18 protein-coding genes, 2 tRNA genes and 1 other RNA gene are annotated in these 19,458 nt (G+C 41.8%); 1 reads left to right on the top strand and 20 read right to left on the bottom strand.

Annotated elements, in window-relative coordinates; genetic code table 11:
- Positions 1-63 precede the first annotated feature (63 nt).
- The 3 genes from CST_RS13895 to CST_RS03770 all read right to left on the bottom strand — a co-directional run bounded on the left by CST_RS13895 (position 64) and on the right by CST_RS03770 (position 2,231).
- Positions 64-537 carry a helix-hairpin-helix domain-containing protein gene (locus CST_RS13895; protein ID WP_015358505.1) on the bottom strand — a complete coding sequence of 158 codons (474 nt, stop codon included), beginning with the start codon at positions 535-537 and terminating at the stop codon, positions 64-66.
- A gap of 106 nt (positions 538-643) precedes the next feature.
- Positions 644-1,711 (bottom strand): undecaprenyldiphospho-muramoylpentapeptide beta-N-acetylglucosaminyltransferase, encoded by a 1,068-nt coding sequence (locus CST_RS03775; RefSeq protein ID WP_015358504.1) that lies wholly within the window; start codon positions 1,709-1,711, stop codon positions 644-646.
- A 1-nt stretch (position 1,712) separates the two neighbouring features.
- Positions 1,713-2,231: a GNAT family N-acetyltransferase gene (locus tag CST_RS03770; protein ID WP_015358503.1), complete on the bottom strand. Its 519-nt coding sequence runs from the start codon at positions 2,229-2,231 to the stop codon at positions 1,713-1,715.
- A 324-nt stretch (positions 2,232-2,555) separates the two neighbouring features.
- Between CST_RS03770 and CST_RS03765 the strand changes: the two genes are divergently transcribed.
- The gene (locus CST_RS03765; RefSeq protein ID WP_015358502.1) at positions 2,556-3,515 is read left to right on the top strand and encodes a small ribosomal subunit Rsm22 family protein; all 960 of its coding nucleotides are present in this window, start codon (positions 2,556-2,558) and stop codon (positions 3,513-3,515) included.
- A 23-nt stretch (positions 3,516-3,538) separates the two neighbouring features.
- Here CST_RS03765 and CST_RS03760 read toward each other — a convergent pair whose 3' ends face one another.
- The 17 genes from CST_RS03760 to CST_RS03685 form a co-directional block, all read right to left on the bottom strand.
- Positions 3,539-4,477 carry a coiled-coil domain-containing protein gene (locus CST_RS03760; protein WP_015358501.1) on the bottom strand — a complete coding sequence of 313 codons (939 nt, stop codon included), beginning with the start codon at positions 4,475-4,477 and terminating at the stop codon, positions 3,539-3,541.
- 61 nt (positions 4,478-4,538) lie between these two features.
- Positions 4,539-4,784 (bottom strand): hypothetical protein, encoded by a 246-nt coding sequence (locus tag CST_RS03755; RefSeq protein WP_015358500.1) that lies wholly within the window; start codon positions 4,782-4,784, stop codon positions 4,539-4,541.
- 93 nt (positions 4,785-4,877) lie between these two features.
- Positions 4,878-5,483 (bottom strand): ABC-2 transporter permease, encoded by a 606-nt coding sequence (locus CST_RS03750; RefSeq protein WP_015358499.1) that lies wholly within the window; start codon positions 5,481-5,483, stop codon positions 4,878-4,880.
- Positions 5,484-5,490: 7 nt separating this feature from the next.
- The gene (locus tag CST_RS03745) at positions 5,491-6,357 is read right to left on the bottom strand and encodes an ABC transporter ATP-binding protein (RefSeq protein ID WP_015358498.1); all 867 of its coding nucleotides are present in this window, start codon (positions 6,355-6,357) and stop codon (positions 5,491-5,493) included.
- Between the two features lie 8 nt (positions 6,358-6,365).
- Positions 6,366-6,740, bottom strand: a complete 375-nt coding sequence (locus CST_RS03740) for a GntR family transcriptional regulator (RefSeq protein ID WP_015358497.1) — start codon at positions 6,738-6,740, stop codon at positions 6,366-6,368.
- A gap of 533 nt (positions 6,741-7,273) precedes the next feature.
- Entirely contained in the window at positions 7,274-7,786 is a 513-nt protein-coding gene (locus CST_RS03735; protein WP_015358495.1) for a hypothetical protein, read from the bottom strand.
- 561 nt (positions 7,787-8,347) lie between these two features.
- Positions 8,348-8,715: RNase P RNA component class A (gene rnpB / locus CST_RS13150), an RNA gene on the bottom strand.
- 38 nt (positions 8,716-8,753) lie between these two features.
- A complete protein-coding gene (locus tag CST_RS03730) occupies positions 8,754-9,863 on the bottom strand; it encodes a Nif3-like dinuclear metal center hexameric protein (protein ID WP_015358494.1) in 1,110 nt (369 codons plus the stop codon).
- Between the two features lie 141 nt (positions 9,864-10,004).
- A complete protein-coding gene (locus CST_RS03725) occupies positions 10,005-10,706 on the bottom strand; it encodes a tRNA (adenine(22)-N(1))-methyltransferase (RefSeq protein ID WP_015358493.1) in 702 nt (233 codons plus the stop codon).
- A 175-nt stretch (positions 10,707-10,881) separates the two neighbouring features.
- A tRNA-Ile gene (locus tag CST_RS03720) sits at positions 10,882-10,958 on the bottom strand.
- 3 nt (positions 10,959-10,961) lie between these two features.
- Positions 10,962-11,037 (bottom strand) — tRNA-Asn (locus CST_RS03715).
- Positions 11,038-11,118: 81 nt separating this feature from the next.
- The gene (locus tag CST_RS03710; RefSeq protein ID WP_015358492.1) at positions 11,119-12,426 is read right to left on the bottom strand and encodes a phenylacetate--CoA ligase family protein; all 1,308 of its coding nucleotides are present in this window, start codon (positions 12,424-12,426) and stop codon (positions 11,119-11,121) included.
- A gap of 17 nt (positions 12,427-12,443) precedes the next feature.
- Positions 12,444-13,034: an indolepyruvate oxidoreductase subunit beta gene (locus CST_RS03705; protein ID WP_015358491.1), complete on the bottom strand. Its 591-nt coding sequence runs from the start codon at positions 13,032-13,034 to the stop codon at positions 12,444-12,446.
- Positions 13,027-14,775: an indolepyruvate ferredoxin oxidoreductase subunit alpha gene (gene iorA / locus CST_RS03700; protein WP_015358490.1), complete on the bottom strand. Its 1,749-nt coding sequence runs from the start codon at positions 14,773-14,775 to the stop codon at positions 13,027-13,029. The genes CST_RS03705 and iorA overlap by 8 nt, the downstream gene beginning before the upstream one ends.
- A gap of 337 nt (positions 14,776-15,112) precedes the next feature.
- Positions 15,113-17,497 (bottom strand): endonuclease MutS2, encoded by a 2,385-nt coding sequence (locus tag CST_RS03695; protein ID WP_015358489.1) that lies wholly within the window; start codon positions 17,495-17,497, stop codon positions 15,113-15,115.
- A gap of 124 nt (positions 17,498-17,621) precedes the next feature.
- A complete protein-coding gene (locus CST_RS03690) occupies positions 17,622-18,680 on the bottom strand; it encodes an N-acetylmuramoyl-L-alanine amidase (protein ID WP_144050595.1) in 1,059 nt (352 codons plus the stop codon).
- A gap of 189 nt (positions 18,681-18,869) precedes the next feature.
- Positions 18,870-19,412: a hypothetical protein gene (locus CST_RS03685; protein ID WP_015358487.1), complete on the bottom strand. Its 543-nt coding sequence runs from the start codon at positions 19,410-19,412 to the stop codon at positions 18,870-18,872.
- Positions 19,413-19,458 lie beyond the last annotated feature (46 nt).

Genomic DNA, 19,458 nt, shown 5'->3' with positions numbered 1-19,458 from the left:
TACCTTTTGTATAAATTCTTTCTATGGAATAATTATAGAACTTATTTTATGAAATGTAAAAGATTATTTCAATAAATCCATGTTTAAGGGCTTTCTGCCTTCGGTACCGACTACAATCCTGTCCTTTATTTTTTGAAAGGTAGCTTCGCCGATGCCTTTTACATTTTTTATTTCTTCTATTGATTTAAAAGGACCGTTCCTTTCCCTGTATTCAATAATCGCCCTTGCCTTTACCTCGCCAATCCCGTGAAGTTTCATCAACGTACTTAAATCAGCGGTGTTAATATTAATATACAGAGGCTCATTCGAAACCTCTGTATTTTCAATAACGGTATTGTTTTTTTCAATGCTTTTGTTATCCTGAATTTCCACCTGTACTTGCTTTTCGGTTTTATTTTTCCCTGCATCGAACACTTCCACCCGGTTTGTTTTCAAATACCATCCCCAGATGGCAAGTATCAGTATCAGCATTATAACGCCAATTGCGGCATATTCTTTTCGGACTGTAATTTCAATACCGAGAATTTTAAATTTCATTCTTTTCACCCTGAAAAGAATAACCTTAAACCGAAAAGAACTGTTTATTTCCTTATTTTCCTTTTGTAATCATTATATAGTTTTGTATTAAAAATTTCAATATCTTTCATCTTTCAGCCACTTCTTCAATAATTTCCACAATTTTGTCCGCCGGGTTTTGTAAATTCCTGTTCTGCATTGCTTTCACATATCTTTCTCTGTTTTTGTAAACCTCGTTTACTTTTGCCACCAGCGTCTCAGCAGTCATATCCTCCTCATACAGGACCTCGCTGTATCCGTTTTCCTTGAAGGAATTGGCATTTAAAATCTGATCTCCTCTGCTGGCGTTTTTCGACAACGGTATCAGAAGAGCCGGCTTTTTGAGGGAAAGGATTTCAAACAATACAGTAGCACCCGCCCTTGAAATTAATACATCAGCGCAGGCAAAAATATCGGGCAGTTCCCTGTCGACGTACTCAAACTGTTTGTAGCCTTTTATATTTTCAAGCTCAGGCTTCACATTTCCCCTTCCGCATATATGGGCAATCTGGTAATTTTTCAAAAGTTCATCCAGCGCCGAACGAACCGCCCTGTTTATGTTTTCCGAGCCCTGGCTTCCGCCTATTACCATTAATACCGGCTTGCCGCCCATAAAACCGCAAAGCTTATATCCCCTCATCCTGTTGCCGGAAAATATCTCGTCTCTCACAGGAAGGCCCGTATAACAAGCTTTTTCCCGGATTAAATGTTTTTCCGTCTCCGGAAATGTATAGCAGACTTTTCTGGAGAAAGGCATTGACAATTTATTCGTAAGCCCGGGCGTGATATCGGATTCATGAATAATCACCGGGATTCCCAATACCCACGCCGCCCAAACCACCGGGCAAGAAACAAACCCGCCCTTGCTGAAAACAACATCAGGTTTTATTTTTCTAAGAATTGAAACAGACTGGCCAAAACCTCCGATAATCCTGAAAATATCGGTAAAATTTTTTACGTCAAAGTATCTTCTCAGTTTCCCTGCGGAAATTCCGTAGTACGGAATGCCTTCCTTTTCAATCAGTTGTTTTTCAATTCCGTTTTTCGACCCGATATAATATATGTCGTAGCCCCTGTTTATTAACCTCGGTATCAGAGCAATATTGGGAGTAACGTGTCCCGACGTACCCCCGCCCGTAAGCACGATGGTCTTCATATCAACCTCTCCCGTTTCCAGTTAATAATTTTTCAAAGGCAAGTCTTTTACTGCCGTCCTGAAGATATATAACACCACAATAAACAAAGCCGTTTTTCTGTAAAAACCTTTGCATTGACCTGTTATCCTCATGAGTGTCCACTTTAATACTATGTATGCCTTTTTCAAGGCACATATGTTCAACATTTCTCATCATAACCGATGCAAGTCCTTTCCCCTTATACTCAGCCCTTACCGCGATTCTGTGCACAACGGCATAGTCAAGATCTGACAGCCACTTCCCATCAATATATTCATAAGATTTTTCAACTCCGAAAATAACCGTCACGGTACCTACAATAATATCACCGTCCACCAGAACATAACAGTTTTTGTTCTCTATATCCCTGTTCATAACCTCAATATTTGGATAATTGTTCTGCCATTGGTTAATTCCCGCGTTTTTTAAATAATCCTGAGCCTGTTTTATTATAACCATGATTTCGTTCAAATCAGCAGTAACCGCTCTTCGAAACTCCATTTACTTTTCCCCCCACCATGTCATACAAAAACGGTTTATTTCATGCACTGGCTTTGTCATGCCAAAAAGATTTCGCAAATTTTGCATGTCATGTAGAATCAATTAATTATAACACAATGAATGAAATTTTCGAGCAGTCATTTCCACGGAAATAAAGCCCTGTTTAATTTCGGTGTCAGCAGAATAATGAATGTTAACTGCCAACCTCTCCGGCAACTTCCGACAAATTATTGACAGTAAGTTTGAAAAAGCCATAAAATATTTACTTGCCGGCAAATATATCACAAATTATGGCTAAATGTGTTCGGAGATCGGAGTAAGGTTATGGAAATACCGCAGTCACTTCGTTCAGCAGTTGAAAATCTGGCGGAAAGTATCTCTCACAGTAAACTTTTGACTGATGCGCAAAATATAAGCATGCGCTACAGGTCTGAAAGGATCAATGGGGAACGGCTGATTACCTCAAAAACCGAGGCGCTGGCTTACTCAGCATCACGTATGCCCGCAACATACGGTGCGGTTTATACTGCTCTTGAAAGCAGCATGTTGACCGCAGGCTGTGTTCCAAAAACATTGTCCGACATCGGAGCGGGCACTGGTGCAGCTTCCTGGGCGGCAGCCTCAATACTGGATCTGGAAAAAGTAATATGCATTGAAAAGGAAAAAGCAATGCTGGACGTGGGAAAGGAATTAATGAAACATGGACCAGAGCCCCTTCGCAGTGCAGAGTGGATAAACTGTGACTTGGCATCATCGGGCATTCCCAGGGCGGATCTGGTTATTGCGGCATATGTACTTAATGAAATCCCGGCAGACAAAAGGAAAGAGATCATTCACAAACTGTGGTCAGCGTCGGATATGATGCTGCTTATAGTGGAACCGGGCACACCTGCCGGTTACGCAAACATAATTGAAGCACGGCGCGTCCTTGTCGAATCAGGCGCGCATATTGCATCCCCCTGTACGCATGAAAACGCCTGCCCCAAGGAGGGGAATGACTGGTGCCATTTCACCTGCCGCATAAACAGAAGCCGGCTGCACCGGCAGCTTAAAGGCGGTGAAGCCCCATTCGAGGACGAAAAATATTCATATATCTGTATGGTCCGTGAAAAATGCGACATACGGGGGATGCGTGTACTGAGACATCCGCTTGTACGAAGCGGTTATGTAGAGCTCGAAGTATGCACGAAAGAAGGTATAAAAAACATTAAAATATCCAAAAAAGACGGAGAAAAATATAAAAGAGCGAGGAAATCCTCAGCAGGTACCCTGTTGCCAGAATAATAACTCCTTATCCTTTACACCCGTTACAACGATAAAAGGAGCTCATTTTTCAGGTGTTCTATTTCCCCCATTCTTCTCTGCAGCTCCCTCTTCCTGTTTTCAATATTGTGAATAAGCTGCGTCAGGTTTTGATAAACTCTGTTTACCTGATCCAGGTTATCCCTTATCATGTTTCTTACCTTCAAATCGGTAAAAATATTATCAAAACAAATGTCAATAAACCGGGTTACCGTATCAAACTCATTAAGTCCCGGTGCTGCATTCAAATCTATATCCGAAAGTTCTTTTTTAAGTTCCCTGAGTTGTGAATACAAACGGTTGATTTCGGATTCGGCACGGTCTATACGGTCATACTTGGCCATATGGCTGATAATTCCGTTATTGGACCAGACATCAAATGTTGCCCATTTTTCCGCGCTGCTGAGATGACCCATAACACTGCGGGCGGTGCTTTGCGCCCTTGTTGCGGCACGGATGGCTTCATCCATCTCAAAAATCTGTTTCTGAATAAAGTCGCGTTCCCGTTCAAGTTTCATATAGTTTTCGAAATGTTCCGTATGCATTTTGCTCAGCAACTCTTGCTCACGCCTTTTCATCTCGGCTTCATAAGTTCTTTCATCTTCTTTGAGAGCGATAATCCTCATTTCAGTCTCATGAAGTTCCTTACGCAGTTCATCTACAAACTGGCAAGCCCTGTCGTATTGCACTTTTGCATTTATTGCTTCCTTTTCCTCTTTCTCCAGTTTCCCCTGATATTTTCCCAACAGTTTCAGTAAAAACGCTGAGAATGAGCTGTTTTTGAGCTGCTCCACATCAACGCACTCTTTTTTGTAGTTTTCCAGCAATTCTTCAACATTGCGCTCTGCATCCCTGATACGTTTGCGCAACTTATCAGCCTTTTCCCGTAAAGACGGAAGAACCGCAATATTATTTCTTATCTCCATTAACTTTCTGTTATCCATTTAATTCTCCTTGGGATCAAATATTTTTTACCGGCAGTTTTGCCAGAGCCTAATGCTTATATTAGTATTTTGTATAATATATAACGTTTTTACACTCATTAAAGTCTGCAAATCTGTTAAAACATCCTGCAATTTCTTCCCGTACTTCCTCTGCCGGCATGAAATCATCTTCATGCCAGATATTTTTTACTTCCGGCACTCTATCCTTGCCGTTCCGTACAGCCCCTACCCTCGATAAACCTGTCGCCGTAAAGCATGGGAAGAACATAATAACCGTATTTTCTCTGAGATTTCGGTGTATAAGCATTTGTAGTCAAAGCCAAAAAGCATTTTTATAAGCTTTCTGTCCAAAGAAAATTATCAAGAGGCGCGATCAATTCGCAACGGATTTTATTTTCTATTACATTTCCTTATTTTTATAAATAGCAAGGGATGCTGCTACCGAAATAACCCCTGCTAAGATGATAACCAATATACTGAGAACAGGAAGTAAACTTAAAAATTCGTCTGACAGTTTAAAGCCTGTTTTTCCCAAAGCTGTCACAAGCATTGTTAATATAAAGAAAATTAAAATTATAATATATCTCCCTTTTTCCACGCCGAATTTGAAAAGGAACGGAAGTATCAATAATACGGCGAATAATCCCGCAAGCAATGTTACAACGCAGACTGCCAACGTTTCTGCAAGATTTGCGCCTGTAGCCAGGCGGAAAACAAAATTGGCAGCAAACGCGACTAATAACAAAAGAACCCCCAATATATATTTGCTTAGCACTAAATCAGATCTTGAGACAGGCATGGTCAATGCATAACTTTCCCATTTGGATTTTTCATCATAGGCTATGGAATTTATCACCAGCATTACCATTAAAAATGTCAATATGCCGCCAAAAAAGGAAGGATCATTACTTGTCAGCGAAATGATCAGGTAGAAAATTACAAGAATCAAAATAATTTTGTTCTGTTTCTTCAAATTGTACAAATCTTTCAATATAAGCCCTTTCATTTTACATTCACACCTCCAATGGCTTTTTTTCTTTTGACCGGTTGGTATAATACAGCATAATATCTTCTATACTCGGCCGATCCATCACGAAATTTTTCCCTACCCCGTCCTTCAGAACAAGAGCCTCTACGCCGAAACTGTTTTTTCGGTATCCGACTACCGCATCTGAATCTATGTTTTGAAAATCCTGTTCAGAGCATTTGAGAATGCCATATTTCTCCAGCAATTCATCCTTGCTTTCGCTGAAAACAATACTGCCTTTATGAATAAACGTAATATAATCGCATATTTTTTCCAGATCACTTATTATATGCGACGAAATAAAAACCGAATGACTTTCGTCCTGTATGAAATCAAGAAAAACGTCCAGGACTTCATCACGGACCACAGGATCCAGACCGTTTGTAGGCTCATCCAGTATTAACAGTTTGCTTTCGTGGGACAGCGCAGCCGCGATTGATAACTTCATTTTCATACCTTTTGAATATTCCTTAATGGATTTGTTTGCAGGAATTGAAAACTGTTTGAGATATGAATAAAACTTACGCTCATCCCATGTCTCATATATCCCGTAAAGAATCCTGTTAATATTCGCTGCTGTCAGGTTTTCGGGGAAAAAACAGTCTTCCATCACTACACCGATATTTTCCTTCAGACTTTTTAAACCAATCTGATTATCCTTTCCAAGAACAAAAATTTTCCCTTCGTCTTTTTTTATGAGATCCAATATAAGTTTTATCGTCGTTGTCTTGCCCGCTCCGTTTTCACCGATAAACCCCATAATGCATCCGCTCGGCAAACTGATGTTTATCCTGTTCAATGAAAAATCTCTGTAATGTTTTGACACATTGACCAGCTTCAACGCTTCAGTCATGATTTTTCTCACTCTCCTTTGTAAAAGATCGTCAGCATTTCAATCAATTCATCCAGCGAGATACCGCAGGCAATTGATTTTTCAACAACTTTCTGCAGATATTCCTCAATTTCCCGCAGCTGCTGCTCCTTTATAAGTTCAACATTTTTTGCCGCGACAAAACTCCCTTTACCTGTTATAGAAACAATAAAGCCCTCCCTTTCAAGCTCTTCATAAGCCCTTTTCGTAGTAATGACACTTATCCTTAATTCTTTTGCCAGAAGCCGCATCGAAGGCAAAGAATCTCCTTCTTTCAGCTCTCCGGAAATAATCATGTTTTTTATCTGATTCACAATCTGCTCATATATGGGCTGCCCGCTGGAATTGCTAATGATAATGTTCATGAACACCACCTGTTATATTGTATATATATAATATATACAATATAACAGTATATGTCAATTCTTTTTATATTCCTTATTTTACTGCAGATTGTCTTTTGACATCCAACATAAAAATATAAATAATTACTTTTATACTCTATCTTCTTCATTTTTACCATTACGTACACGTAGAAGTGTCAACACTATTTTCACTTTCCATTTTCAATGAAAGGTTGTCGTTATCACCATAAAAAAGCAGGATATTTATCCTGCTTACCGAACTTAACAATCTTTACTGTTAACTTTCTTTTACCATCGATCTTATGTATTTTTCATATGCTTCCATAAATATCGTAATAGGCAGCAGATTCGTTTCGTATTCTTAACATAGAAAGAGTTCTTTAGTTTACACAAAATTTTATTAAAGCCTTAGACCGGTATTCCCAATGACCTGTCTCTTTTAAGAGTATATATCCGAATACAAAAAGATTACGGTAAAACAATGTTTTAGTAACAAAAACTGATGTCAGCCAAGTTTAAGAATGTTTAAGCTGTCAGCCAAAGATAACATAATATTCCACCATTTGCTCGTCGAACTTGCAATCAATACGAATTATTCTATATCGTTTTTGTTGCCGGAAACTTGAATCAAGTATATCAGAATTGTTTAAGCCAATTTTCAAAACAGTATTAGCACTTATTTCCTCTTTCTCCACGGTTGATGAAACTTCCATGTCGCTGTAAAGGAAAGAATCTATCTCCGGGTCATAATAATATTCACACCATGTAATTGACCGAGGAATTTCATCCTCAAATTGAAGTTCAAGTTCTGTGGGATCATTATTTGAAATAATTCCCTCTTCATATTGTTTTTTTAAATATTCTTTAATTTGAGAATAAGTACACTCATATTCGTTTTCAACGGTAATTCCGTTAAATATATAAGTTTCATCTTCAGAACTAATTTCGAGTCTATTTTTATTTATTTTTACTTTACAACTGTATCCGGTTATATTATCTGACTCTGTCAGTAAATTCACTTCTTCCCGTCCACCTTTCCTTCTCATAGTATGCACAACATGAGAACATTAAAAGAAATAGTACCGAAATAGCCAAACAAAAACGCTTCATAGTTTACCTCCATTCAATTCGGTATTTGAATTGTCGCCATTATTTTATACCGGTGAGAATGTAACTTCAATATACAGCAGGTTACATATCTTAATCATTATAATACTTTAAATCGCATACAAATTTATTAACATAGTATTACGGGTCTTCATTTAATTAACATTTATGACTAGTATTTTGTTACAAAAAAATGCATAAAGTTTTGCTATATGTGTTACAATTATATCTAAATATGTATAATATTTCAATTACCTTAATCACATGCCAACCATAAAGACTAAGAAGTTATTTTTATTTTTGTTCATCCGTTATCATAAAAACTTTGAAAAAAATGTCTTTAAAATACAGACGCAAGAAAATACAGCAAAAGCAACAGTATATATCAATATTTTTCATGTCAGGGTTACTACCTCAAATCTATGAATTTTATGGGTACCTAAACACAGTATATAGTATAAGAGCGCATAATAAAAGCCCGGATTTCTCCGGGCTTTTTAATATTGAGTAAGTCTGTAAGCCGGGTTCTGTATTAGATGATCATCTATCTAGGCCATGTATTACTACATGGCTCAAGCCACCTTCGAGGACTGGCGGGCCACCTTAACGTCCTCATATGCGGTGTTGCTCCGGGTGGGGTTTACAGAGCGTTTCCTGTCGCCAGGAAACCGGTGAGCTCTTACCTCACCTTTCCACCCTTACCCTATGGACTGCCGGTAAATCGGCCATCCATAAGGCGGTTTATTTCTGTTGCACTTTCCTTCAAGTCGCCTTGACCGGGAGTTACCCGGCACCCTGCCCTGTGGAGCCCGGACTTTCCTCGTGTACGGCCTTTCGGCACTGTACCCGCGATCATCTGACTTACTCAATATTACCTTTTCTATAATTAAGTCATTCCGCTAAAAACTATCTGAAATCAAAAATATCGTTTCCGTAGTGCTCAACGATTATAACATCTTTGAGCCTGTTTTTCAATATATCAGATATTGCCTTTATAAACAGTTTTTCGGTATGATAGTGTCCTGCATCAACGGTGAAAATTCCCGCATCTTCAAGTTCCTGCGCGGTGTGATATTTAAGGTCGCCTGTCACCAGCGCATCCACGTTTTTATCCTTCAAAACCTTTACGTCCCCGTCAAAACTCCCGCAAAATACGGCTACCCTTTGAATTTCGGCATCCTGTATTCTGCCGACGGTACGGACATTATGAACGTTTAATTTTTCTTTTACGTGTAAGACAAACTCATCACAGCTTAATTTTTCTCTAAGTGTCCCAATCCTTCCCAGGCTGTATTCATGGCCGGGCTGTTCAACATGATATATGTCATATGCCACTTCTTCATAAGGATGGGCTTCAAGCATGTTTTTTACAACATCCCTCAGCTTGCCTTCCGGGACCAGCACCTCAAGCCTGTATTCCTTTACCTTTTCAAATATCCCCGTCTGCCCTATATACGGATTTGAGCCTTCCAACGGCCTGAAGGTTCCCGTTCCGGGTGCGGAAAAACTGCAGTCGCTGTAATTGCCTATATAACCTCCGCCTGCGTCAAAAATCGCCTTTTGGACCTTCTGAAGGCTTTCTTCGGGTACAAACACAACAAGTTTATACAAATCATCCCGGTAGTGTTTTTTCAGCCCTGTTATGTCCTGTAACTCCAGAGTTTTTGCAAGGTATTCGTTAAGCCCGTTATCAGCCGTGTCAAAATTAGTGTGCAGTGAGTACACACTTATATCGTTTTTTATGCACTCGGCAATCATCGCACCTTTTCCGGCTGCAGTGTTTATTGTCCTCAACGGCCTGAACAGTACCGGATGATGTGATATAACCAGTTGTACTTTATTCTCCACGGCATTACGCAGAGCATCGGGTGTAAAGTCAAGGCAAACAAGCACTTTCTGAACGGGATCTTCGGGATTACCCCACTGAAGTCCCGAATTGTCATAATCCTCCTGTAACTTCAGCGGAGCTTCATTCTCCAGTATATTAATAATATCCCTGCACTTCAAGATTATCACGCCCCTGCCATTGTTTCATGTATTGAGCAAAATTCCCGGGATGTATGGTGGTATCATTTTTACGGTTATTATGACTGTTTCAGAAATTATTTTAACACGGAATTACACATATTTCAGCATTACAAAATACATAAAAGCAACTCAGTTTCCTGCAAAATCCTCATATGCCTTTTTCATTTTCACAAGCAGGTTATATTGCTCCAGATATTCCCGTTCATCCACCTTTGCCGACTTTCTCATACCGTTCACAATATTTGTCTGTATCCGGATACGCCTCTGAAGGAAACTCCCCAGCAGCGGATCCCGATTGACAAATAAGGATCTGCCGATATGGTAATACAGATCATCGTCACTGCGGGCAATACCGTCAAAATAAGCCCGTATTATCGCATACATCCTGCCTTCATCCTCTGCGAGAGCTTCTGTTTCAATACAAAATCCTTTTTTATAAAGATATTCCCTTAAAACTTCGTCATAGTACGCTGGTTGCAGGATAAGAGCTTTTGCTTTTTTCGCTTTTTCAAGCGACGTTTCAAGTATTTCGGTCATAACCACGCCGCCAATTCCGGCGATGATAAAGACATCACATTCATTTTCGCCTATCGGCTTCAGACCGTCTCCCATGCGCAGCTCTATTCTGTCCGACAGCCGATACTTTTCAATATTTTTCCTCGCCTTCATGAGCGGACCTTCTCTAACATCGGTGGCAACGGCCTTTCCACACATTCCCGCCTGTACCAGATATATGGGAATATAAGCATGATCGGTTCCTATGTCTGCAGGTTTTTCACATTTACCAACCATTGACGCTATTTTGAGAAGCCTGTTTCCTATTTTGATCATCATCTCTCTCCCTGAAAAACAATCTCATCACTAAAACAGAGGGTTTTTGCTGACTTTTGAAAGCAGGCATGAGCGATGGAACGGACAACGCATGGCCTGATAAGGACACAACATATGAAAGGATATTTATTCAATTGACAATAAGAAAGGATGGATAAAAATATCCATCCTTATTTGGTGGGCCTTCAGGGACTCGAACCCCGGACCTGCCGGTTATGAGCCGGAAGCTCTGACCAACTGAGCTAAAGGCCCTAATGGCTCCTCAAGTTGGACTCGAACCAACGACCCTGCGGTTAACAGCCGCATGCTCTACCGACTGAGCTATTGAGGATTGTCATTTCGTAACGCAAGTTCTATTATAATGCGCAAAATTATTTTGGTCAAGAGGAAATTTTAATATTCTTCAAATTTTTTATTTCAAATTTCTTTTGTCAATTACTCTTTTCGCCTTTCCTTCCGACCTTTGGATGGTTTTCGGCTCTACAAGCCTTACCTTGCAGCTAAGCCCAAGGGTGCTTTCTATATTGTGCCTGATTTTGTTTTCCACCGCTTCTATCTGTTTTACCTGGTCGGAGAACATTTCGGGAGTCATCTCCACCTGAACTTCAAGACTGTCAAGGGGACCAACCCTGTCCACTATCAGCTGGTAATACGGCGCTGAAAGGCCAAGTTCAAGAAGGACGCTTTCAATCTGAGACGGATATACATTAACGCCGCGGATAATAAGCATATCATCGGTTCTGCCCAAAACTTTGCTCATCCTGACCTGGGTTCTTCCGCATGGGCACTTCTCATCGGTTAAGCGCGCAACATCCCTTGTACGGTAACGAATCAACGGCAGGGCTTCTTTTGTAATACATGTGAAAACCAGTTCCCCTTCAGACCCAATCGGAAGAGGCTCCTCGGTCTCAGGATCTATCACTTCCACAATGAAATGATCCTCCTGAATATGCATTCCGCTCTGACATTCACATTCCACGGCCACCCCCGGGCCTATTACTTCAGAAAGTCCGTAAATATCATGGGCTTTAATTCCCAATTGACTTTCTATTTCTCTCCTCATTGCTTCTGTCCACGGTTCAGCGCCAAATATACCTGCTTTAAGTTTTAAATCCTTTTTTGGGTCAATTCCCATTTCCCTCATTGTTTCGGCAATATACAAAGCATACGACGGCGTGCAGGTAAGAATTGTGGAACCGAAGTCCTTCATAATCTGTATCTGAAGCTTGGTATTTCCTCCCGAAACAGGAATCACGGTGGCACCTATTTTTTCAGCGCCGTAATGAACGCCAAGCCCTCCTGTAAACAGGCCATAACCATAAGCTACGTGAACAAAGGATGTTCTGTCGGCTCCGGCCGCCGTTAAACATCTTGCCATGATTTCAGCCCAGGTTTCTATATCCTTTGCCGTATACCCTACCACAGTCCGTTTTCCGGTTGTGCCGGAGGATGCATGAATCCTTACCACTTCCTCCATCGGGACTGCAAAAAGGCCATAAGGGTATGTATTCCTCAGATCCTGCTTACAGGTAAAAGGCAGTTTTTTCAAATCATCAACGTTTTTTATGTCCCCGGGCTCCACGCCTTTTTCCTTCATCTTCTGCCTGTAATACGGAACGTTTTCATACACTCTTTTAACTGTACTGCGGAGGCGTTCGCCCTGCAGTTCATACAGTCTTTCCCTGTCCATACATTCATATTCGGCATTCCAGATACCCATTCCCTTTTCCTCCAATTCTAATTCATACAGCTTTCCGCCATTTCATAGCCTGCATCAAAAGCCCTGATATTCAGGTCCACAAAACTGGCCCTGACATTTTCCCGAATGGCTTCATGCCATGTTTCCTTTGGAATTCCGGTTTTTCTTGCAAGAAAACCCACCATGACTATATTAAGAGCTTTGATATTTCCCAGCTCTTTCGCGGTTTCAAGGGCATCAATTGCGTACACGTTCCGCCTTGCCGCTTTAAGCTGTTGAATTATGTTATCAGGGTATTTTTCTTTTCCGGTGATCACGGGCATCGGATCAATTCTCTGATCATTTACTATGATCACGCCGTCTTTTTTGGCAAAGTCAAGCCATCTTAAAGCCTCCAGCTTTTCAAAGCACAGAAGAATATCCGCCTCTCCTTTTTCAATTACCGGTGAATTCACCTTTTCGCCCGTTTTCACATATGTAACAACACTTCCGCCACGCTGTGCCATGCCATGAACTTCCGACACCTTAACGTCGTAACCTGCCTTAACGGCAGCGGCGCCAATCACGCGGCTTGTCAGAAGCGTTCCCTGTCCGCCAACCCCTACAATCAGAAAGGATACATTACCCATTGCCGCCACCTACCTTTTCCAGTGCATTAAATTTACATACTTCAAGGCACAACCCGCATCCAACGCACAAATCCTCATTTATCCTGACACGTTCTCCTGTGTCCGCAATTGCGGGACAACCAAGGCCCATACAAACTTTGCAGTGTCTGCAATTATTTTCATTGACCACCACTTTTCCTTCATATTTCACTGCCTTCAACAGTGCACACGGACGCTGGGCTATAATTACCGAGGGTTCTTCGGCTGCAATTTCCTCTTTGACGGCTTTGTCAAACTCATCAAGCTTAAACGGATCGCAGACCCTCACCCTGTCGACGCCGATTGCGCTGCAAAGCTTTACCAGGTCCACCTGACGTGTCTTTTCACCCTTTATGGTGTAACCTGTCGCCGGATTGGGCTGATGACCCGTCATTCCCGTTATTGAATTGTCAAGGATTATGACCGTCGATGTCCCTTTGTTATACACAATATCTATAAGCCCCGTTATTCCGGAATGGATAAAGGTAGAATCGCCGATTACAGCCACACGTTTGCGGCCGGCGTCGTTCCCCAGCGCTTTTTCCATTCCGTGGGCCATCCCGACGCTTGCTCCCATGCATACGCAGGTATCCATAGCTTCGAGGGGTGCCATTGAACCGAGCGTATAACATCCAATGTCCCCGGTAACTGTTAATCTGTTTTTCCTTAAAACATAAAACACAGCGCGGTGAGGACATCCAGGACAAAGTACCGGCGGCCTTGCAGGGATGTTGTCTTGCGAAACGTCAGATTCCTCCTTTGCCCCAAGCAGTTGCCTGCGTATTAAACTTGCGCTGTATTCTCCGATCAACGGAAGCTTTTCCTTGCCAATGCACCGAATACCCCTTTGTTTCAGGAATTCCTCTATGAACGGATCCAGTTCTTCAATAACATACAATGTTTTCACTTTTGACGCAAATTCAGAGATCAGTTTTTCCGGTAGCGGGTAAACCATTCCCAGTTTAAGATATGATGCCTCATCACCAAAAGCCTCTTTAGCGTACTGGTAACAAATGCCGCTTGTTATTATGCCTGTGTCTTTGCTTCTTCCCCATTCTATCCGGTTAAGATCAGTGCTTTCCGCGAAATTCTCAAGCCTTTTCATCCGTTCTTCCACGATGACATGGCGTTTTCTTGCCATCGCAGGCATCATAACATATTTCCCTATATCTTTTTTGTACGGCCTCAGAGGAATTTCGACCCTTTCGCCAAGCTCCACAAGGCTCCGTGAATGGGATATACGGGTTGTGAGCCTGATTATAAAAGGGGTGTCAAATTTTTCACTAAGTTCCAGGGCTTTTATAACATAATCCTTACACTCCTGGCTGTCCGAAGGTTCCAGCATCGGAACTTTCGCAGCCCTGGCATAATGCCTGCTGTCTTGTTCGTTCTGCGAACTGTGCATCCCCGGATCATCCGCAACACATATTACCAAACCGCCGTTAACTCCTGTATACGAAACGGTAAAAAGCGGATCCGCAGCAACATTAAGCCCCACGTGCTTCATTGAGCATATGGCGCGTCCTCCTGCTACCGACGCTCCTATTGCGACCTCCAATGCCACTTTCTCATTCGGCGACCATTCGGAAAAGATTTCGTCATACTCTGCAATACATTCGGTAATTTCAGTGCTTGGTGTGCCGGGATATGCCGTCGCCACTCTTACTCCCGCCTCATAGGCTCCTCTTGCAATGGCTTCGTTTCCAAGCATTAATTTTTTCATGGGCATTCTCTCCTTGTTATGTATATAAAAAAATAATGCTTCTTGCTTCGTATGAGGATTTACAAATATAAAAACCGATTCAGCTCTTTTATTTTCATGCATGAAAACCGCGACATGGCTTATAAGACATTATCCGTACCGGGCCGTCCTGCATTCAGTATCATATTATTTCAACTCCACCGTACTACCTAAAAACATGTTATATAAAAATTAAATCTTTAGTTTAGGCTTTGATATTATATTATACATTAATGAATATTTATGTAAATAGCATGGAATGAACAAAAAATCGAAGAAATTGCTTTTGACAACTTCTTCGACTTTTAATGACAGACTTCTATTCTTTCAGTTTTACTATTGTTACACCCGTTTCCCCTTCTCCGTATTTACCAAGCCTGAAGGTTTCCACATGGGGATGCCTTGACAGGAAATCGTGGACACTCTTTCTCAAAGCCCCGGTTCCTTTTCCGTGTATTATTGACACCTCGTGCAGCCCTGCGATTATAGCGTCATCAATGTATTTGTCAATTCTTTCTCTGGCCTCTTCGGTAGTCAGTCCCCGTATATCCAGTTCAAGGCTTATGCTTTTGCTTTTTACACTTCTGACTCTCGTATTCTGAATGGTACTCATAACCTCCTGCTGTTCGTCAACAGGTTTAAGCTGGGTAATATGCATTTTCACCTTCATAATTCCCGCCTGAATTAAAACATTTCCGTCCTTGTCAGGCGCTTCCAGCACCGTTCCCCTCTGGTTGAGGTTTATAATCATCACGGTATCTCCCGGTTTAAGATTTTCAGGCGGCTTGCCGTCTCCTCTCCTGGGCAGTATCGTTTCAGCCATCTGCGCGTCCAGTTCATTCATTGTTTTACGCAAGTTTTGCCTCAGTTCCATCATTTCCCTGTCAATATTCCTTTGCTGATAAGCCTTTTCCAGCTCTTTCAGCCTTTCCATTATTTCTTCGGCCTGCCTTCTGGCGTTTGCAAGAATTGCCCTTGCTTCTTTCCTCGCCTGATTCAGAATGCTTTCTTTTTCATCTTCAGTCTTCTTTCTCTGTTCTTCTGCGGCCTGCCTAAGCCTTTCAATCTCCTTCAGCTCCCGGTACGCCCTTTCACGTTCTTTTTCTGTCTCAAGCCTGTTTTTCTGTATATCCGACAGCAATTCTTCAAACTGTATGTCTTCTCCGCGCATGAATCTTTTGGCTTCCTCGATAATTCCCTCATCGAGCCCAAGCCTCAGGGAAATGGCGAACGCATTGCTTCTGCCCGGTATCCCGATTAACAGGCGGTATGTGGGTCTTAAAGTCTCCACGTCAAACTCGCAGCAGGCATTCCGTACACCCGGGGTTGTCATCGCATAGATTTTCAGTTCGCTGTAATGGGTTGTGGCCATTGTTCTTATACCGCGCTTTGTCAGTCTGTCAAGGATTGCCTTAGCCAACGCCGCTCCTTCGGTCGGATCGGTCCCCGCTCCCAGTTCATCAAAAAGAACAAGGGAATTTTCGTCAACCTCCCTGAGAATACCCACTATATTGGTCATATGCGCTGAAAATGTGCTAAGACTCTGTTCTATGCTCTGCTCATCCCCTATATCGGCGAAAACCTTCGTGAACACGCACATTTCACTGTTTTCGGCCGCAGGGATGTGAAGCCCCGCCTGCGTCATCAGCACAAAAAGGCCCATGGTTTTTAACGTAACCGTTTTACCGCCTGTGTTAGGCCCTGTAATCACCATTGTTGTAAAATCCTCACCAAGGCTGATGTCAACAGGCACAACAACCGCAGGATCTATCAACGGATGCCGCCCTTTTTTGATAACAATCCGGCGCTCTTTGTTGAGAACGGGTTCAGTACCTTTCAAATCCAAACTAAGCCTTGCCTTGGCAAAAACAAAATCAATGAGCGCAAGAAGTTTTACGTTTGCTTTCAGCATTTCGGAGATTTTGGCGACTTCTCCGGTCAATTCTGTCAGAATACGCTCTACTTCCCGTTCTTCCTTTATTTTCAACTGGCGTATTTCGTTGTTCAGTTCCACAACCGCCATGGGTTCAACGAAAATGGTGGCTCCGCTTTGAGACACGTCATGGACCAGACCCGGAAACTGGCTGCGGTATTCGGCCTTTACAGGAATGACATATCTATCCCCTCTCAACGTAACAACCGCATCCTGCATGATTTTTCTGTTCTGGGCCGAACGGATAATGCTGTTGAGCTTGTCTTTTACCGCATCCTGCATACGGCGTATATCCCGCCGAATCGCCGCAAGGGCAGGGCTTGCATAATCTGACAGTTCCTCCTCGTTTTCAATCGCCTGGTTCAGCCTTTCTTCAAGGGTTCTGTCCGTTCCCAGGCCGCTGCACAGGACATATACCGTATTGGTCTCCTCAAGTTCCATTTTGTCCTGGGAAACATAGTTTTTCAGGTTTCTTGACACACGAAGAACATCGGCAATTTTAAGCAGTTCGCCTGGGTACAGCATTCCCCCTGCCTCGGCACGCTGAATATACGGCCTTATATCATGAATTCCGCCCAATGGCGGTGAGCCTTTCCTTAAAATGCAGGTTACGGCATCTGTAGTTTCTCTAAGTGTCCGCTTTATTTCTTCATAATCGGTGGAAGGCACAAGCTTTTCAGCCAGTTCCTTTCCAAGCGTGCTTGAAGCCCTGTCTTTCAGTTTTTCAATTATTCTGTCGAATTCCAATATTCTAAAAACTTTGTCGTTCATTTTAAAAACCTTTCAAATCTGGAATGGGTTGTAGAAACGATTATAATTATAACATACATTAGAACTGCTTCAAGCTTTCAAAAGGGTAAAGAACGGATAAAATAAAAGACGGGATATCCCGTCTTTATCTCCGTAGTGCTTCAAGTGCTTCAATTATGCTGTTAAACAGAGATTTTGCTGCCTGATACTGAAATTCATATGTAAGCATTCTCTGCAATTCGGATTTGTTGGTCATAAAGCCCAGTTCTGCAAGAGCGGCCGGCATTTTTGTCTCCCTTGTAACAACCAGATTGGGCCTTGGTATAATACCCCAATCCTTTGCGTTTAAATCTTTAACCAGATTTCTTTGTATAATTTCAGCAAAATGCTGCCCGTTAAATTTATTATTTTTCGAATACGGATAATATAAAGTCATAACTCCCTTGGCTCCAGTATTGGAAGACGCGTTATGGTGAATGCTCAAAAACAGGTCGGCATTAAGATTATTGGCTATATCAGCCCTGGTATAAAGCCCGACATAACTGTCATCATACCGGGTCATATATACGGTTGCCCCCGCCTGTTCAAGCATACCCTTCAGAATTTTGGCCACCTGCAGATTCAGGTCTTTCTCCTTAACGTTGTATGCGACTGCGCCGGTTTCACTTCCGCCGTGCCCGGGATCCAGTACTATTACTCTATTCAGAAATAGTTTTCCGTACTGGCCGTAAAAATCGTCGGGTATTTCCCCGGTAGTCGAAATAAACACCGAATTTGTCCTGCCGTTCCATGCCACTGTTGCTCCCAAAGTTTCAGCCACAAACCTTATCGGTATCATTACCGTGCCGTTATACAAAGTGGGTTGAGCAGGCATTTTTTCAAGTTTTGTTCCGTTCGCACAGTTATAATTTGCAAGATACATTGTCAGTTTCCGACTTTCTGTTTTAATTACAATTTGCCACATTTCGGGATTCCATTCATATGTGGCGCCTAAAAGCTCTACCGTATCCAGCGGCACCAGCAAACTGTTGTTTTGAACAAGAAAACCAATGTTTGTTCCAACCGGCTGATTGTCAATAAAAAGCCGCATATCGCAGGGATAATACTCACTCTTGTCCTGGGCTGAAACCTGAAGCACTCCAAAACACAAAGCAAAAAAAACAAAAAAAACAACAACCTTTGAAGTAATAACTCTTCTCAGCACCTATACAGCCCCCCGTATGATATATTGCTCCCTTGCTTGTCCGTTTCCGTAAGTCTGAAACCCGAAAACAATATATATTTTTAGTTTACATAAATATTCACATACTGCAAGAGGATTTAACGAAGTGTAAGAAAAGACAAATATTTTAAATAAAAATGAAATATTAGTGAAATAAAGACAAATATGAAATTATAGAGAATTTCCCTTTACTCTGGGTTGGATTTTATGAATGTAATACTGAATCCATAACGAAAAAAGCCAGTCATAAAAGAAAAACAATACCTGAAGCATAATTATTATAACCGCCATTGGAAAAAGCTCAAACAGCCTTCCCGGTATCAGATTTAAAACATTCACCGCCACATTCCACAGAAAATACAGCGAAAGGTTGAAAAAGGCAAACTTCAATATCCATTCCGTTACCGGTCTGCTGAGTTTTTCAATATGCCCTTTTACCGGCGCATAAATCCCGAAAAATATAACATACGGCAAAACAGCCGTTTTTTCGGGTACTATCAAAAACGAAACAACCGATATCGCAATATAGCTTGCCCAACCATATGCGATACCGCACTCCATAATAACAACTGACAGCAAAAATGCTGCCAGTACATAAAACCCCAATTTCCCGGTGGGCGATATATTTTCAAGCAGTAATACGGCTGAACTCAGCGCCGTAAGTATTCCTGAAATCGCGATTTTTTTCGAATTCATTCCCGTCGGACTACCCATATGAATGCTCCTGAATCAACTGTTTCAAAATCAGGCTAAAAAGCTA

This window comes from Thermoclostridium stercorarium subsp. stercorarium DSM 8532, from assembly GCF_000331995.1.
Taxonomy (GTDB): Bacteria; Bacillota; Clostridia; order DSM-8532; family DSM-8532; genus Thermoclostridium; species Thermoclostridium stercorarium.
This window is presented reverse-complemented; position numbering and strand designations above follow the sequence as displayed.

Coding starts and splice junctions, on each gene's coding strand:
- CST_RS03740 (WP_015358497.1), bottom strand. CDS start 6,740: ATGAACATTATCATTAGCAATTCCAGCGGGCAGCCCATATATGAGCAG.
- CST_RS03765 (WP_015358502.1), top strand. CDS start 2,556: ATGGAAATACCGCAGTCACTTCGTTCAGCAGTTGAAAATCTGGCGGAA.
- CST_RS03745 (WP_015358498.1), bottom strand. CDS start 6,357: ATGACTGAAGCGTTGAAGCTGGTCAATGTGTCAAAACATTACAGAGAT.
- CST_RS13895 (WP_015358505.1), bottom strand. CDS start 537: ATGAAATTTAAAATTCTCGGTATTGAAATTACAGTCCGAAAAGAATAT.
- CST_RS03725 (WP_015358493.1), bottom strand. CDS start 10,706: ATGATCAAAATAGGAAACAGGCTTCTCAAAATAGCGTCAATGGTTGGT.
- CST_RS03735 (WP_015358495.1), bottom strand. CDS start 7,786: ATGAGAAGGAAAGGTGGACGGGAAGAAGTGAATTTACTGACAGAGTCA.
- CST_RS03710 (WP_015358492.1), bottom strand. CDS start 12,426: ATGGGTATCTGGAATGCCGAATATGAATGTATGGACAGGGAAAGACTG.
- iorA (WP_015358490.1), bottom strand. CDS start 14,775: ATGAAAAAATTAATGCTTGGAAACGAAGCCATTGCAAGAGGAGCCTAT.
- CST_RS03685 (WP_015358487.1), bottom strand. CDS start 19,412: ATGGGTAGTCCGACGGGAATGAATTCGAAAAAAATCGCGATTTCAGGA.
- CST_RS03760 (WP_015358501.1), bottom strand. CDS start 4,477: ATGGATAACAGAAAGTTAATGGAGATAAGAAATAATATTGCGGTTCTT.
- CST_RS03755 (WP_015358500.1), bottom strand. CDS start 4,784: ATGCTTATACACCGAAATCTCAGAGAAAATACGGTTATTATGTTCTTC.
- CST_RS03705 (WP_015358491.1), bottom strand. CDS start 13,034: ATGGGTAATGTATCCTTTCTGATTGTAGGGGTTGGCGGACAGGGAACG.
- CST_RS03750 (WP_015358499.1), bottom strand. CDS start 5,483: ATGAAAGGGCTTATATTGAAAGATTTGTACAATTTGAAGAAACAGAAC.
- CST_RS03770 (WP_015358503.1), bottom strand. CDS start 2,231: ATGGAGTTTCGAAGAGCGGTTACTGCTGATTTGAACGAAATCATGGTT.
- CST_RS03775 (WP_015358504.1), bottom strand. CDS start 1,711: ATGAAGACCATCGTGCTTACGGGCGGGGGTACGTCGGGACACGTTACT.
- CST_RS03695 (WP_015358489.1), bottom strand. CDS start 17,497: ATGAACGACAAAGTTTTTAGAATATTGGAATTCGACAGAATAATTGAA.